Consider the following 14,979-nt stretch of genomic DNA (forward strand, 5'->3'; position numbering starts at 1 on the left):
CAAGCAGGCCGTGCGGACCCCGCCCGGGCGGGGTTGCAGCCGACACCGAACCCTAAGCTGCCCCGAGATCCGGGCCATTCCCGGGCCAAGTCCCGACCACAGACCGTCTTTCGCTGGTCAACTCAGGTGCGGATCGTGTACCACCAGCACACGAAGAACCTGCCAGCCGCCTTCACACACCATGTGGCAGCTACGCGCGCTACTCATTTGGTGCGGCCGGGCTTCCCCTCTACAGTCCCACCGAAGCAACTGACTAGCCGAGGAAGCTCAACCGCACCTGGCGGTCCGTATTGCTGATGTTCGTGTCGACCAGACACACCGACTGCCACGTCCCCAGTTCCAGCCGCCCCCCGATCACCGGCAGTGTCGCGTGCGGCGGGACGAAGGCGGGGAGCACGTGGTCGCGGCCGTGGCCGGGGCTGCCGTGCCGGTGTTGCCAGCGGTCGTCGGCGGGAAGCAGGGTGTGGAGGGTGGCCAGGAGGTCGTCGTCGCTGCCCGATCCGGTCTCGAGGATGGCGATGCCGGCGGTTGCGTGTGGTACGAAGATGTTGAGCAGGCCGTCCCTGGCCGCTGCGGTCCGGGTGAGGAACTGTTCGCAGTCGTGCGTCAGGTCGGTGACGGTCTCCGTCGATCCGGTGGTGATGTGCAGGACGCTGGTGGTGAAGGCGTGGGGCATGCGTCCATCCTCTCGCTCTTGCGGCGAGATCACGCGTCCGCGTGCCAAGACACCATCGACCGCTTCAGCCATGGATCGCTACGTTCAGCGCCATGTTCCGCTCAGCTCTGCTCACTTCGCGCGGTCACATCGACCTGCTGCGGGTGACTTCCGCCGCGTGTCGTCGCGGCCGCTGACGTCTTTTCAGCGCACCTCCCCCGCCGGTGACCGGGCTCTCCGGCCGCCCGTTCCCGCTGCCGTACGTGCCCGTTCGCATGTGCCCCGGCGTATTCCGCCTCGTCGACCGCATGTCGTAGCCCCTGTGCCGTAGCGGCAGCAGCGGTTCGCGCACGCGTGTGGGCGGGGTGTGCCTCCCCCTGTCCATGAACTGCTCGCCGAATCTGTGGGCGGGCGTCGGTCTGGTGCGGGGCGGTGCGGGCACCGCGCCGGTCGGGAGTCATTCGGAGGTCGCCGACCGGATCGAGGAGTACCACGCACTGGGTGTGGAGCACTTCGTGCTGTCCGGTTACCCGCACCTGGAGGAGGCGTACTGGTTCGGCGAGGGCGTGACGCCCGAGCTGGCGGCGCATGGGCTGCTGTCGACCGTACCGGCGTCGCCGTTGCTCGGTGCCCCCGCGGCGAACGGCCGGCCGGCGTCCGCGCCGGGCGGGGCTCCGCTGCTGATCGCCGGTGGACGCTGAGCCAGGTGGTGCGGTGAGCCGGAAGGCCGGGCCGGTGGGCCGGTGCGTCGGCCGGTGTGAGGGAACCGCTACAGATCGCGGGAAGATCCTCACCCCCGAAGAAGTTGGTAGAAGCGTGAACAACTTTGGCGTGGCCGCAACGCACACGGTCGATGTCGTCGTGGTGGGCGCCGGACAGGCAGGACTGTCCGGCGCCTACCATCTGCGACGCGCAGGAATGGAGCCCGACCGTGATTTCGTCGTGCTCGACCACGCCCCGCGGCCCGGCGGCGCCTGGCAGTTCCGCTGGCCCTCGCTGACATACGGCAAGGTCCACGGCATGCACGCGCTGCCCGGCATGGAACTCACCGGAGCCGACGACAGCCGGCCCTCCTCGGAGGTGATCGGTGAGTACTTCGACACCTACGAGCGCGCCTTCGACCTGCGGGTTCACCGGCCGGTCGAGGTGAGCGCCGTGCGCGAGGGCGACGGCGGGCGGCTGCTCGTCGAGACGTCCGAGGGTACCTACGCCACCCGTGCCCTGATCAACGCCACCGGCACCTGGGACCGGCCGTTCTGGCCGCGCTACCCGGGCCAGGAGACCTTCCGGGGGCGGCAACTGCACACCGCGAACTACCCGGGACCCGCCGAGTTCGCCGGGCAACGCGTGGTCGTGGTGGGCGGCGGCGCCTCCGGTACGCAGCATCTGATGGAGATCGCCGAGGTGGCGGCCGGGACGTACTGGGTGACGCGTCGGCCGCCGGTCTTCCGGGAGGGGCCGTTCGGTGCGGACCAGGGGCGGGCCGCCGTGGCGATGGTGGAGGAGCGGGTGCGGCGCGGGCTGCCGCCGCAGAGTGTGGTGAGCGTGACCGGGCTGCCGCTCACCGACGCGATCCGGCGCGCCCGCGATGAGGGGGTGCTCGACCGGTTGCCGATGTTCGACCGGATCACGCCGACCGGGATCGCGTGGGACGACGGCCGGACCGTCGAGGCCGATGTCATCCTCTGGGCGACCGGGTTCCGGGCCGTCATCGATCATCTCGCGCCGCTGAAACTGCGCGAGCCGGGCGGCGGCATCCGGGTCGAGGGCACACAGGCGGTACGGGACGAGCGCATCCATCTCGTCGGGTACGGGCCGTCCGCCAGCACGATCGGCGCCAACCGGGCGGGGCGGGCCGCGGTGCGTGCGATCACACGACTGCTGGACAAGGCCGGGGCGGAGACCGGAGCGGAGACGAAAACAAGGACGGACGAGGAGCTCATGCCGGCCGTGATGTGACGGCGCAGCCGCTCAGCCGCCGGACGCGCTGCGGCGGTTGCGGTTGAACTCCTCCACGTTTCTCTGTTGTTCCGCGTAGCTCCCGGTGAAGCGGGTGTCCCCCGGCGCGACCGTGACGAAGTACAGCCACGGTCCGGGGGTGGGGGTGATCGCCGCCGTCATGGCCTGCTCGCCCGGGTTGCCGATGGGTGTGGGCGGCAGTCCCTTGCGCTCATAGCTGTTGTACGGACTGTCGATCTTCGTGTCGCCGGTGGTGGTGACCAGGGTGCTGCGGTTGAGCGCGTAATTGAGTGTGGAGTCCATCTGGAGCGGCATGCCCCGGTCGACCCTGTTGTAGATGACCCTGGCGACCTTGCCCATGTCGCCCTCGGTGTCCGCCTCGGCCTGCACGATGCTTGCGATCGTCACCGTCTGGTACACCGAGACGCCGTTGCGCCGCGCGCCTGCGGTGATGTGGTCCGCGCCGAAGCGTTTGACCGCCGTGTCGACCATGTACCTGAGCAGGCCCTGCGGGGTGGAGTCGGAGGTGACGGGGTACGTCGCCGGGAAGAGGTAACCCTCGGGATTGCCCTTCGCCTCGGCCGGAAGCGGCAGGTCTGCCGCGTCGGCTGCCTTCTCGGTGGTGCCGGATGCCACGGCCAGGGTCTTGTCGACTGCGGCGTACACCTGGGACGCCCGCCACCCCTCGGGGATCACGAGCGGGCGAGCCCGCTCGACCTTCGGTCCCCGTGTCAGTAGCGGTACGAGGACAGCCGCTGCCACGACGAGGACGATGCCGATACCGATGAGCAGCACCAGACGACCGCGCCGGGTCGGGCGGAGAGTGCGACGGGGCGGGGTGTCCGGGGGGTCGTTCACCATGCGGGCACGCTATACCGCCGTCCGGAAATCCCCACTTGGACGACACGAACGCACACCCCCAAGAACAGAACACACGAACAGGGGATCGGGTGTTCGCTGGAACGCGTGATCGTTTCGCTGTTCGTTGCTCAACTCCCCTGCGGCAGATGATGATTACAGGGCGCAAGCGACGGGCTGCAGACCGCGACTGCGCAGTCCCACAAATGCACCATGCACAAGGAGAAACACCGGATGAACCTCATCACCAACCTGCTCGCCGGCATCGTCCACTTCGTGGGTTGGCTCATCTGACCATTGCACCGCCCGGCGCCGTCGCTCCCCGTCCCACGGGAGCGGCGGCGTCGCCGCGTGTACGGCCTCGGCAGGGGCACGCCCGACCCCGCCGATCAGCTTGGCGCGGGGGCCAGTTCGGTGTCTCGCCGGACCAGAGCGGCGTAGCGGCCGTCCTGTTGGAGGAGTTCGTCATGGCTGCCGCGCTCAGCGGTTCGGCCGCCGTCCAGGACGACGATCTGGTCGGCGTCGCGGACGGTGGAGAGCCGGTGGGCGATGGTGATGGTGGTGCGTCCCGCGGAGAGTGCGTCGATCGCTTCCTGCACGGCGAATTCCGTGCGGGTGTCGAGGGCGCTCGTCGCCTCGTCGAGCACCAGGACGGGCGGGTCGCGCAGGATCGTACGGGCGATGGCAAGGCGTTGTTTCTCGCCGCCCGAGAAGCGGTAGCCGCGTTCACCGACCAGGGTGTCGTAGCCGTCGGGCAGTGAGGCGATGTGGTCGTGGATCTGCGCCGCACGGGCGGCTGCCTCGATTTCCGCGTCGGTCGCATCCGGCTTGGCGAAGCGCAGGTTGTCGGCGACCGAGGCGTGGAAGAGATACGTCTCCTGAGAGACCACTCCCACGGCCCGCGCCAGGGTGTCGAAGTCCAGATCGCGTACGTCGACACCGTCGAGCGTGACCCGGCCGCCGGTGACGTCGTAGAGCCTGGGCACCAGATAGCTGAGCGTGGACTTGCCGGACCCGGTCGGTCCGACGACCGCCAGGCTGCCACCGGCCGGCACGGTCACATCGACGCCGCTGAGGGTCGGGCCGTTCTTCTCGTCGTAACTGAAGTCGACGTCCTCGAAGCGGATCTCGCCCCGGATCTTCTCCAGCCGGACGGGGTTCTCGGGCTCGGTGATGTCCACCTCCAGATCGAGGTACTCGAAGATCCGCTGGAAGAGCGCGAGGGACGTCTGCATCTGCACCCCCGTGGAGAGCAGACTCACGGCGGGCCGGAAGAGACCCTGCTGAAGCGAGACGAAGGCGACGAGCGTGCCGATGGAGACAGCGGGGCCGCCGGTCTGCAGGGCCATGCCCGCCGCCCAGTAGATGACGGCGGGCATGGCGGCCATGACGATGCCGATCGTCGACATCCGCCACCGCCCGGCCATACTGGAGCGCACTTCGAGGTCGACCAGCTTCTCGGACTCCTCGGCGAAACCCTTGGTGAGGGAGTCCGCCCGGCCCATCGTCCGGCCGAGCAGGATGCCGCTGACGGAGAGCGACTCGGTGACCGTGGCCGCCATGGCGGCCATCTGCTTCTGGCGCTGGGTGGTGATCTTCTTGCGCTCACGGCCGACCCTGCGGCTGATCCAGACGAAGACCGGAAGCAGGAGGAGCGAGACGAGGGTGAGCCGCCAGTCGAGCGCGAGCATGGCGACGACCGTGGCGACGACCGCGGTGAGATTGGAGACCAGTGACGTCGCGGTGGAGGTGACGGTCGCCTGCATGCCGCCGATGTCGTTGGCAATGCGGGACTGCACCTCGCCGGTGCGGGTCCTGGTGAAGAAGGCGAGCGGCATCCGCTGCAGCTGCGCATAGACCGCGGTGCGCAGGTCGTGCATGACACGCTGGCCGACCGTGGTGGAGATCAGGGTCTGCAGGACACCGAAGACGCTGTTCATCACGGCGGTGAGGACCATGCCGAGGGCGAGCAGCGACAGCAGCCCCGTACGCCCCTGCGGGATGGCGGTGTCCAGGATTTCGCGCAGCAGGAACGGTGAGGCGACCGACACCAGCGACGAGGCGCCGACGAGCAGCCCGACCAGGGCGAGCCGGCCTCGGTAGGGACGGAAGAGGCGCAGGATGCGGCGCAGCTCTGCGGGCGGGCGGTTCCCGTCCCGGGGCGGGGGTGTCCAGGTGATTTCGTCGGGTTTCATGGGCTCCTTCGTCGGGCGCGCGACAGCGAGGACTCGGACTGGGGACTCAGGCCGGGGACTCGAGCTTTTGAGAGCATAGCTCATTGTTACCTATGTTCACAATGCACAGGGTCCTGATATTGTTCCCCTCATGGACTCCTCCGACGCCGATGGCGTGCTCGCCGAGCAGTTGCTGCGGGTGACCCGCAGGCTCCAGCGGATTCAGAGCCGCCAGCTGGAGCCGATCGGCATAACTCCCGCACAGTTCCGGCTGCTCCGCACCGTCGCGCACTACGACGGGCCGCCCCGGATGGCGGACCTCGCGCAGCGCCTGGATGTCGTACCGCGTGCCGTGACCAGTCTGGTCGACGGCCTGGAGGCGAGCGGCCGGGTGCGTCGCGCTCCCGATCCGGACAGCCGCCGGGTGGTCCGTATCGAAATCACCGAGGAGGGCCTCGCCACCCTCCGGTCGCTGCGCGACGCGCGCCGGGCCGCCGCAGAGGAGATCCTGGCCCCATTGACCGCCGATCAGCGCGAGGTGCTCGGCGGGCTGTTGTCCGCCCTGGTCAACGGAATGCCGGAGCGCCGCTGCTGAACCTGTCGGACACGCGTAGACCGGATGGGTGCTGCGTGTGCCGTCGCCGTACCGAGTACCGAGTACCGAACCGAACCGCCGAGGAGTCTCGACATGCCACTGCTGGAGCCGAAGCCGGAAGCACTCCGCCCTGGTGCGGTGCGTGCACCGTCCCTGGACCGGGTCCCCGACCGGCAGGCTCCGGGCACACCCGAACCGCTGCGCGGCGAGCTGATCGACCTGCTGGGGCCGGAGAAGGTGCTGTGGAAGGTCTCCGACCTGGTGAAGTACGCCTCCGATGCCAGTCCCTACCGGTTCGTCCCCCAGGTCGTCGTGGTCCCGGAGGACATCGACGACATCTCGGCGATCCTGTCGTACGCGCACGGCAAGGGCCGCGAGGTCGTCTTCCGGGCGGCCGGCACCAGCCTGAACGGCCAGGCCCAGGGTGAGGACATCCTCGTCGACGTGCGCCGGCACTGGGCGGGCATCGAGGTTCTGGACGACGGCGCGCAGGCCCGCATCCGGCCGGGTACGACAGTCCTGCGGGCCAACGCCACCCTCGCCCGGCACGGCCGGCTGCTGGGGCCCGATCCGGCCAGCGCCATCGCCTGCACGATCGGCGGAGTCGTCGCCAACAACGCCTCCGGAATGACCGCGGGAACGACCCGCAATTCGTACCGCACCGTCTCCTCCCTCACCTTCGTACTGCCGAGCGGCACGGTCGTCGACACTGCGGATCCGGCAGCGGACGAGGACCTGGCCCATGCCGAGCCGCGGCTGTGCGAGGCACTGCTGGCCCTCAAGGCGGAGATCGAGGCGGATTCCGAGCTCACCGCCCGGATCCGTGCCAAGTACGAGATCAAGAACACCAACGGCTACCGGCTCGACGCCTTCCTCGACGGCTCGACGCCTGTACAGATCCTGCGCGGTCTGATGGTCGGCTCCGAGGGCACCTTCGGCTTCATCTCCGAGGTCGTGTTCGACACACTGCCGCTGGACCGCCGCATCTCCACCGCCCTGCTGTTCTTCCCCTCCCTGACCGCGGCGGCGGCCGCCGTGCCCCGCTTCAACGAGGCGGGGGCGATCGCCGTCGAGTTGATGGACGGCAACACACTGCGTGCGTCGGTGAGCGTCCAGGGCGTGCCCGCGGACTGGGCCGAGCTGCCCAAGGAGACCACGGCACTGCTGGTGGAGTTCCGGGCTCCGGACGAGGCGGGCCAGGAGGCGTACGAGCGGGCGGCGGCCACCGTCGTCGCGGGTCTCGACCTGGTCGCCCCCGTTGCCTCGGTGACCAATGAGTTCACGCGCGAAGCCAAGGTCATCTCCGGCTACTGGAAGGCACGCAAGGCGTTCGTCACCGCGGTCGGCGGCTCCCGGCCTTCGGGTACGACGCTGATCACGGAGGACTTCGCGGTGCCGCCCTCCCGGCTGGCCGATGCCTGCGAGGCCCTGCTCGGACTTCAGGCGGAGCACGGCTTCGACGCCGCCGTCGCCGGCCATGCGGCGCACGGCAATCTGCACTTCCTGCTCGCCTTCGACGCGGCGAGGCCGTCCGATGTCGACCGCTACGCCGCGTTCATGGACGACTTCTGCCGGCTGACGGTGGAGCGATTCGACGGCTCCTTGAAGGCGGAGCACGCCACCGGCCGTAACATCGCCCCCTTCCTGGAGCTGGAGTGGGGCCCGAAGGCGACCGAGCTGATGTGGCGCACGAAGCAGATCATCGACCCCGACGGAGTGCTGGCGCCCCGGATCGTCCTCGACCGCGACCCGAAGGCCCATCTGCGCGGGCTGAAGACCATCCCCAGGGTCGAGCTGATCGCCGACCCGTGCATCGAGTGCGGCTTCTGCGAACCGACGTGTCCCAGCGAGGACTTGACCACCACTCCGCGCCAGCGGATCGTGCTGCGCCGGGAGATGATGCGGCAGCCGGACAGTTCACCTGTGGAGGCGCAGCTGCTCGACGCGTACGGCTATGACGCCGTCGACACCTGCGCGGGCGACTCGACCTGCAAGCTCGCCTGCCCGGTCGGCATCGACACCGGCGCCATGATGAAGGACTTCCGCCACCAGCGGCACTCGCCGCGCGAGGAGCGGATCGCGGCGCTCACCGCGAAGAACTTCAAGGCGGTGGAGGCGGCGGCACGGCTCGCGGTCGCCGCGGCCGACCGGATCGGCGACCGGATCGGTGACGGGCCGCTGGAGACCCTCACCGGGCTCGCCCGCAAGGCCGTGCGCCCCGATCTGGTGCCCGAGTGGCTGCCCGAGATCCCCGGCGCCGCCGCCCGGAAGCTGCCCCGCACCTCCCGTGTCGGGGCGAGCGCTGTCTATTACCCCGCGTGTGTGAACCGTATCTTCGGCGGTCCCGAAGGCCATCGCGGCCCGTCGCTGCCGCAGGCCGTCGTCGCCGTCTCCGCCCGCGCCGGAAAGCCGGTGTGGATCCCGGACGATGTCGCGGGGACCTGCTGCGCGACGATCTGGCACTCCAAGGGCTACGACGCGGGCAATGCCGTGATGGCCAACCGCATCGTGGAAGCGGCCTGGGGCTGGACGGCGGGCGGAAAGCTGCCGCTGGTCGTCGACGCCTCGTCGTGCACGCTGGGCATCGCCCATGAGGTGGTGCCCTATCTCACCGACGACAACCGGGAGTTGCACCGGGAGCTGACCATTGTCGACTCCCTGGTCTGGGCGGCCGACGAACTGCTTCCTGAGCTGACAGTCCTCCGCAAGATCGACTCAGCGGTCCTGCATCCGACGTGTTCCATGCAGCATCTGGACGACGTGGAGCAGCTGCGCACGGTCGCGGAGGCCTGCGCGGAGGAGGTCGTGATCCCGGACGACGCCGGGTGCTGCGCCTTCGCGGGCGACCGCGGCATGCTGCACAAGGAGTTGACGGCCTCCGCGACGGCGAAGGAGGCCGCCGAGGTGAATGCGCGGGAGTACGACGCGTATCTCTCGGCCAACCGGATGTGCGAGATCGGCATGGACCGGGCCACGGGGCAGTCGTACTACTCGGTGCTGATCGAGCTGGAGCGGGCCACGCGACCGGGCGCTGTGGTGCGGTGATCACCGGGCCCGTCCCGCGGCCGATTCGTCCTCGGCCGCCCGACCGGCCTGGTGATGCCCTCACATAGCCGGGCGGGCTCATTTCCGAGCCCGCCCGGCTTTTGCATGGGCACAAAAGTCCATGGTTTCGAAGCAGAAGTCCAATCACTCCCCTTGCGCATCAGCAGCCCCAACTACCAAGGTCCTTACCGAGGTTCATTCACCAGCCGCGCACGTCAGACCCCCCTTCCGGAGGATCGATGAACGACGCAGCACAGCAGGACGACGGTACGCAGGACGGCGACGAAGGCTCGATGAGCCGCCGCTCGGTCCTGTGGACGACCGCCGCAGTGACCGGTGCCGGGCTCGGACTCGGCGGTCTCGGCAGCGGCACCGCGGCCGCTGCCACCCCCACCCGGAGCCCGGAGACCACTCCCGAGGCGCAGGCGGCCGCTCCGAAGCGCCAGGGGCGCACCATGGTAGGGGTGCCGTTCGACCGGCGCTCCACCGTCCGGGTCGGCATCGTCGGCCTCGGCAACCGCGGTGGCAGCATGATCGATCTCTTCCTCGCCGTCACCGGCGTACAGGTGGTCGCCGTGTGCGACCCGGTCAAGGCCAAGGCCGAACGGGCGGCGGCGAAGGTGACCGCCGCCGGTCAGCCGGCGCCCGCCGTCTACACCAACGGCGAGGACGACTACGAGAATCTCTGCAAGCGCGGGGACATCGACTTCGTCTATGTGGCGACGCCCTGGGACTTCCACTTCGAGATGGCGAAGACCGCCATGCTGAACGGCAAGCATGTCGGCGTGGAGTGTCCGATCGCTCTCCAGCTCGACCAGCTCTGGGAGTTGGTCGACCTGTCCGAGCGCACCAGACGCCACTGCATGCAGCTGGAGAACTGCTGTTACGGGCGCAACGAGATGCGGGTGCTGCGCATGGCACATGCCGGTCTCTTCGGTGATCTGCTGCACGGCGCGGGCGCGTACAACCACGATCTGCGCGGCCTGATGTTCGACCCGGGGTACTACGAAGGTCCCTGGCGCAGGCTGTGGCACACCAGGTTGCGGGGCGATCTCTACCCCAACCACGGGTTCGGTCCGGTGGCCAACTACATGGACATCAACCGCGGCGACCGTGCGGTGAGCATCACCAGTGTCGGATCCCCTTCCCTGGGACTCGCCGAGTACCGCGAGAAGAACATGCCGGCCGGTGATCCGAGCTGGAAGGAGACCTATATCGAGAGTGACCGGACGATCAGTCTCGTCCAGACCGCCAAGGGACGGGTCATCCGGCTGGAGCACGATGTGTCCACTCCGCATCCGTACTCGCGGATCAACAGTCTCGGCGGTACGAAGGGTGTCTTCGAGGACTACCCGGCCCGTATCTACATCGAGCCCGACCACACGAACGACAGCTGGGGTGACTTCGCCAAGTACGCCCAGTGGGACCACTGGCTGTGGAAGGAACACGCCAACCCGCCCGGCGGTCACGGCGGTATGGACTACATGCTGGTGTTCCGGCTGATGCAGTGCATGCGGCTCGGCCTCGTCCCCGACTTCGATGTGTACGACGCGGCGACCTGGACGTCACCCGTTCCGCTCAGCCATCTGTCCATCAAGGCGAAGGGCGCGCCGCAGCAGATTCCGGACTTCACCCGCGGCGAGTGGAAGAAAGCCCGCTCCGGCATGGACTCGGAGAATCCGGAGAAGGCCTGACGGGCCGGCACGACGGGCTGCGGGGCCTGCTCCGGTCGAGCCGGCCCCGCAGCAGCTCCCCGGCCCGCATCGTGACCATGGCGCGATAAGTGCCGTTCCTGGAGAAAACCTATTGCTCCGACGGATGTCCCGGGGCGAACCTTGCACGGTTTGAGTCATTCACTGAACAAACCGAACCATGGGACGTCATGCAGATTCGCGATCTTCCGTACCCGGATCCAGGCGATCCCGATGTCCGGTCAGGCCCACGCTTCCTTTTCTGGCTCGGCCGCAATCAGCTGCGCGGCCAGCTCAAGTCCATGTCCTGGGGCCTTTTGCACCAGTGCTCCCTTGCCGGGCTGCCGCCTGCCGTCGGCTTCGCCGTGCAGGCGGTCGTCGACCGTTCCGGCAGCCGGCTCGCGTGGTCGGGCGGCCTGATCGCTGTCCTGGGTGTGCTGATCGCGCTGGGCGACACCATGCTCCACCGGACCGCCGTCACCAACTGGATCACTGCCGCAGCACGCGTACAGCAGCTGCTGGCCCGTAAGACCGCGGAGCTCGGCGCGGCTCTGACCCGCCGGGTCGCCGCGGGCGAGGTCGTCGCGGTGTCCACCGGCGACGTCGAGAAGATCGGCTGGTTCGTCGAGGCGCTCTCCCGCTTCGCGGCGGCCGCTGCCGCGCTCGTACTGATCTGCGTGGGGCTCATCCTCTATCTGCCGTCGCTGGGCGTCCTGGTGGCACTCGCCCTGCCGCTGCTGGCACTGGCCGTGCTGCCGCTGCTCCCCCGGGCCACCCGGCGCGCCGACCTCCAGCGCGAAAAGGCGGGCAAGGCCACCGAACTGGCCTCGGACACTGTTGCCGGGTTGCGGGTACTGCGCGGGATCGGTGGCGAGGAGCTGTTCCTGGGCCGCTACCGGCGCGCCTCGCAGGAGGTCCGCGAGGCCGCGGTGCGCAGCGCGCGGATGTGGTCGCTGATCTCGGCGATCCAGGTGCTGTTGCCGGGCGTGCTGCTCATCTCGCTGGTCGTGTACGGGGCGACGCTGGCCCGCGACGGCCGGATCGAGATCGGTCAGCTGGTCACGGTGTACAGCGCGGCGTCACTGCTGCTGTTCCCGCTGCGGCACTTCGAGGAGATCGCGATGGCGTACTCCTTCTCGCGGCCCTCCGCCCAGCGCGCGGTCCGGGTGCTGTCGCTGCACCGCACGGACCGGCCGTCGACCGTCGACGCAACACCGACCGGCGATCTGTACGACCCGGTCACCGGGCTGATGGCCCCGGCCGGCCTGTTCACCGCGGTGGTCTGCGGCGATCCGGACGAGGCGGGCCGGCTGGCCGAACGTCTCGGCGGACACGCGCATGGAGACGCGGACTCGGGCGGGGTCGGGAACGGCGCGGAGGATTCCACGGAGGACGGAGCAAGCGACTCCACGGACGACGCCGCGTCCGAGCAGAAGATCCCGTCCGTCCTGCTCGGTGGCGTACCGCTGGACGAACTCCCGCTGGACTCGGCGCGGACCGCCGTACTGGTCCAGGACAAGGACCCGGTACTGCTCTCCGGCACGCTGCGCGAGCTGCTCGACGTTCCGTCGTCCGGCCGGGTGACCGCGCAGGACGCGCTGTCCGCCGCCCGGTGCGGCGATGTGCTGGACTCGTTGGCGCAGGCGTCCGTCGCCACGGACGGCGACCCGATGACGACACGCATCACCGAACGCGGCCGGTCGCTCTCGGGCGGCCAGCGCCAGCGGCTCGCTCTGGCCCGCTCGTTGGTGACCGACCCGGAGGCGCTGGTTCTCGACGAGCCGACCTCCGCCGTCGACTCGCACACGGAGGCCCGGGTCGCCGCCGGAATCAAGGCACTGCGCCAGGGCCGCACGACCGTGGCGTTCACCTCGTCACCGCTGCTGCTCGACCTCGCGGACCGGGTGGTGCTGGTGCACCGGGGCACGGTCGTCACGGTCGGCGCACACCGTGAACTCCTGCACACGGACCCCCGCTACCGGGCAGTCGTGACGCGCGAGACGGACGACGAAATCGCGGTCCTGACCTCTCAGGACGCGATCAATCCGATCAGGACGATCGAGGAAGTCGAGGAACGGGCATGATCGGCGTCGCTGAACCGGCGTACGACCCGGCCGCACCGGAGTCGGCTACGACCCTGCCGGTCGGTACCCCCACCACCGTACGGAGCTATGTACGGGAGCTGCTGCGGCGCCACCGCAGGCCGTTCACCGTGCTCATCTCGTTCAACGCCATCGCGGTGATCGCCTCGATCGTCGGCCCCTATCTGCTGGGCGGGCTGGTGGAGGACCTCTCCGACGGCGTCACCGACCTGCATCTGGAGCGCACCGCCGGGGTGTTCGCGCTCGCGCTGATCGTGCAGACCGTGTTCACCCGGATGATGCGCCTGCGCAGCGCGATGCTCGGTGAGGAGATGCTGGCCGATCTGCGCGAGGACTTCCTCGTACGATCGGTCGGGCTGCCGCCGGGCGTGCTGGAGCGGGCCGGGACCGGTGATCTGCTCTCCAGGATCACCACCGACATCGACCGGCTGGCCAACGCGATGCGGGAGGCCGTGCCGCAGCTGGCGATCGGTGTGGTGTGGGCGGGGCTGCTGCTGACCGCACTCGCCGTGACGGCTCCGCCGCTGGCGCTCTCGGTTCTGGTCGCCCTGCCCGTCCTGATCCTCGGCTGCCGCTGGTACTTCAGGCGGGCGCCGTCCGCGTACCGTTCGGAGGCCGCCGGATATGCGGCGGTCGCCGCGATGCTGGCGGAGACCGTGGACGCCGGACGGACGGTGGAGGCGCACCGTCTCGGCGCGCGCCGGGTGGCGCTGTCGGACCGGCGGATCAAGGAGTGGACGGTCTGGGAGCGGTACACGCTCTTCCTGCGTTCCGTGCTCTTCCCCGTCATCAATGTCACCTACGTGACGATTCTCGGCGCGGTGCTGATGCTCGGCGGCTGGTTCGTCATCGAGGGCTGGCTCACCGTCGGGCAGCTGACGACGGGTGCGCTGCTGGCGCAGATGATGGTCGACCCGATCGGCCTGATCCTGCGCTGGTACGACGAGTTGCAGGTCGCGCAGGTGTCGCTGGCCCGGCTGGTCGGCGTACGGGAGATCGAGCCGGACTCGGGCGATGCGGAGGTCGTCCCGGACGGCCGTGATGTCCGGGCGGACGAGGTGCACTTCGGCTACCGCGCCGGGCTCGACGTTCTGCACAAGGTGTCATTGGACGTCGCACCGGGTACGCGCCTCGCACTGGTCGGCCCGTCCGGTGCCGGCAAGTCCACGCTGGGCCGGCTGCTGGCGGGGATCTACGCACCGCGTACGGGTGAAGTCACGCTCGGTGGCGCGGAGTTGTCACAGATGAAGGCGGAGCGCGTACGTACGCATGTGGCGCTCGTCAACCAGGAGCACCATGTGTTCGTCGGTTCGCTGCGGGACAACCTCCTGCTGGCCCGTACCGACGCCGGGGACACCGAGCTGTGGGCATCGCTCGCGGCGGTCGACGCGGACGGCTGGGCGAGAGCCCTTCAGGAGGGGCTGGACTCCGAGGTCGGCTCCGGCGGCCTGGCGCTGACGCCGGCTCAGGCCCAGCAGATCGCACTGGCCCGGCTGGTCCTGGCCGATCCGCACACGCTGGTGCTGGACGAGGCGACGTCGTTGCTGGACCCGCGGGCCGCGCGGCACCTGGAGCGTTCACTGGCCCGGGTGCTGGACGGTCGCACGGTCGTGGCGATCGCCCACCGGCTGCACACCGCACATGACGCGGATGTGATCGCGGTGGTGGAAAGCGGCCGGATCAGCGAGCTGGGAAGTCATGACGAGCTGGTGGCAGCGGACGGCGCCTATGCGGCGCTGTGGCGGTCCTGGCACGGCTGAGAAAGCCTGCAAGCCTCCTGTGCAGGTTCCGCGTCTCGATGGACAGCGCGCGTGAAATGAACAACAGATGGGCAGTTGTGGGGCGGAGCTTTCGCTCCGTCCACGGCAAAGCGCCAAAAACTCATCGATGCGGCCTCGCG

Annotated in this window: 9 protein-coding genes and 1 pseudogene; 7 read left to right on the forward strand and 3 right to left on the reverse strand. The window is 69.3% G+C overall.

Going from position 1 to position 14,979, the window contains the following annotated elements; all coding sequences use genetic code 11:
* Window positions 1–253: 253 nt before the first annotated feature.
* On the reverse strand, window positions 254–676 hold the full coding sequence (locus tag IEZ15_RS29470) for a secondary thiamine-phosphate synthase enzyme YjbQ (protein ID WP_189280110.1): 423 nt from the start codon (window positions 674–676) through the stop codon (window positions 254–256).
* A gap of 362 nt (window positions 677–1,038) precedes the next feature.
* Between IEZ15_RS29470 and IEZ15_RS29475 the strand changes: the two are divergent.
* Window positions 1,039–1,356, forward strand: a pseudogene (locus tag IEZ15_RS29475) (alkanesulfonate monooxygenase); the annotation flags it as partial.
* A 115-nt stretch (window positions 1,357–1,471) separates the two neighbouring features.
* Window positions 1,472–2,614 carry an NAD(P)-binding domain-containing protein gene (locus IEZ15_RS29480; RefSeq protein WP_189280111.1) on the forward strand — a complete coding sequence of 381 codons (1,143 nt, stop codon included), beginning with the start codon at window positions 1,472–1,474 and terminating at the stop codon, window positions 2,612–2,614.
* Between the two features lie 12 nt (window positions 2,615–2,626).
* On the opposite strand, the gene mltG is transcribed toward IEZ15_RS29480, so the two are convergent.
* Together mltG and IEZ15_RS29490 are read right to left on the reverse strand one after the other, a co-directional pair.
* Complete coding sequence (gene mltG / locus IEZ15_RS29485; RefSeq protein ID WP_189280112.1) at window positions 2,627–3,475, reverse strand: endolytic transglycosylase MltG; 849 nt, start codon at window positions 3,473–3,475, stop codon at window positions 2,627–2,629.
* 386 nt (window positions 3,476–3,861) lie between these two features.
* Window positions 3,862–5,667, reverse strand: a complete 1,806-nt coding sequence (locus IEZ15_RS29490) for an ABC transporter ATP-binding protein (RefSeq protein ID WP_114243222.1) — start codon at window positions 5,665–5,667, stop codon at window positions 3,862–3,864.
* Window positions 5,668–5,797: 130 nt separating this feature from the next.
* Between IEZ15_RS29490 and IEZ15_RS29495 the strand changes: the two genes are divergently transcribed.
* The 5 genes from IEZ15_RS29495 to IEZ15_RS29515 all read left to right on the forward strand — a co-directional run bounded on the left by IEZ15_RS29495 (window position 5,798) and on the right by IEZ15_RS29515 (window position 14,839).
* Window positions 5,798–6,241 (forward strand): MarR family winged helix-turn-helix transcriptional regulator, encoded by a 444-nt coding sequence (locus IEZ15_RS29495; RefSeq protein ID WP_189280113.1) that lies wholly within the window; start codon window positions 5,798–5,800, stop codon window positions 6,239–6,241.
* A gap of 93 nt (window positions 6,242–6,334) precedes the next feature.
* Window positions 6,335–9,286, forward strand: a complete 2,952-nt coding sequence (locus tag IEZ15_RS29500; RefSeq protein ID WP_189280114.1) for an FAD-binding and (Fe-S)-binding domain-containing protein — start codon at window positions 6,335–6,337, stop codon at window positions 9,284–9,286.
* A gap of 239 nt (window positions 9,287–9,525) precedes the next feature.
* A complete protein-coding gene (locus IEZ15_RS29505; protein WP_189280115.1) occupies window positions 9,526–10,980 on the forward strand; it encodes a Gfo/Idh/MocA family protein in 1,455 nt (484 codons plus the stop codon).
* 188 nt (window positions 10,981–11,168) lie between these two features.
* Entirely contained in the window at window positions 11,169–13,061 is a 1,893-nt protein-coding gene (locus IEZ15_RS29510) for an ABC transporter transmembrane domain-containing protein (RefSeq protein ID WP_189280116.1), read from the forward strand.
* Window positions 13,058–14,839 (forward strand): ABC transporter ATP-binding protein, encoded by a 1,782-nt coding sequence (locus tag IEZ15_RS29515; RefSeq protein WP_189280117.1) that lies wholly within the window; start codon window positions 13,058–13,060, stop codon window positions 14,837–14,839. Before IEZ15_RS29510 ends, IEZ15_RS29515 begins: the two co-directional genes overlap by 4 nt.
* The last annotated feature ends 140 nt before the right edge of the window (window positions 14,840–14,979 follow it).

The sequence above is a fragment of the Streptomyces atratus genome, from assembly GCF_014648655.1.
GTDB classification, from domain to species: domain Bacteria; phylum Actinomycetota; class Actinomycetes; order Streptomycetales; family Streptomycetaceae; genus Streptomyces; species Streptomyces atratus.

Excerpts from the sequence above, each read along its gene's own strand:
- IEZ15_RS29515 (WP_189280117.1), top strand. The coding sequence starts at position 13,058 with ATGATCGGCGTCGCTGAACCGGCGTACGACCCGGCCGCACCGGAGTCG.
- IEZ15_RS29495 (WP_189280113.1), top strand. The coding sequence starts at position 5,798 with ATGGACTCCTCCGACGCCGATGGCGTGCTCGCCGAGCAGTTGCTGCGG.
- IEZ15_RS29490 (WP_114243222.1), bottom strand. The coding sequence starts at position 5,667 with ATGAAACCCGACGAAATCACCTGGACACCCCCGCCCCGGGACGGGAAC.
- mltG (WP_189280112.1), bottom strand. The coding sequence starts at position 3,475 with ATGGTGAACGACCCCCCGGACACCCCGCCCCGTCGCACTCTCCGCCCG.
- IEZ15_RS29500 (WP_189280114.1), top strand. The coding sequence starts at position 6,335 with ATGCCACTGCTGGAGCCGAAGCCGGAAGCACTCCGCCCTGGTGCGGTG.
- IEZ15_RS29510 (WP_189280116.1), top strand. The coding sequence starts at position 11,169 with ATGCAGATTCGCGATCTTCCGTACCCGGATCCAGGCGATCCCGATGTC.
- IEZ15_RS29505 (WP_189280115.1), top strand. The coding sequence starts at position 9,526 with ATGAACGACGCAGCACAGCAGGACGACGGTACGCAGGACGGCGACGAA.
- IEZ15_RS29470 (WP_189280110.1), bottom strand. The coding sequence starts at position 676 with ATGCCCCACGCCTTCACCACCAGCGTCCTGCACATCACCACCGGATCG.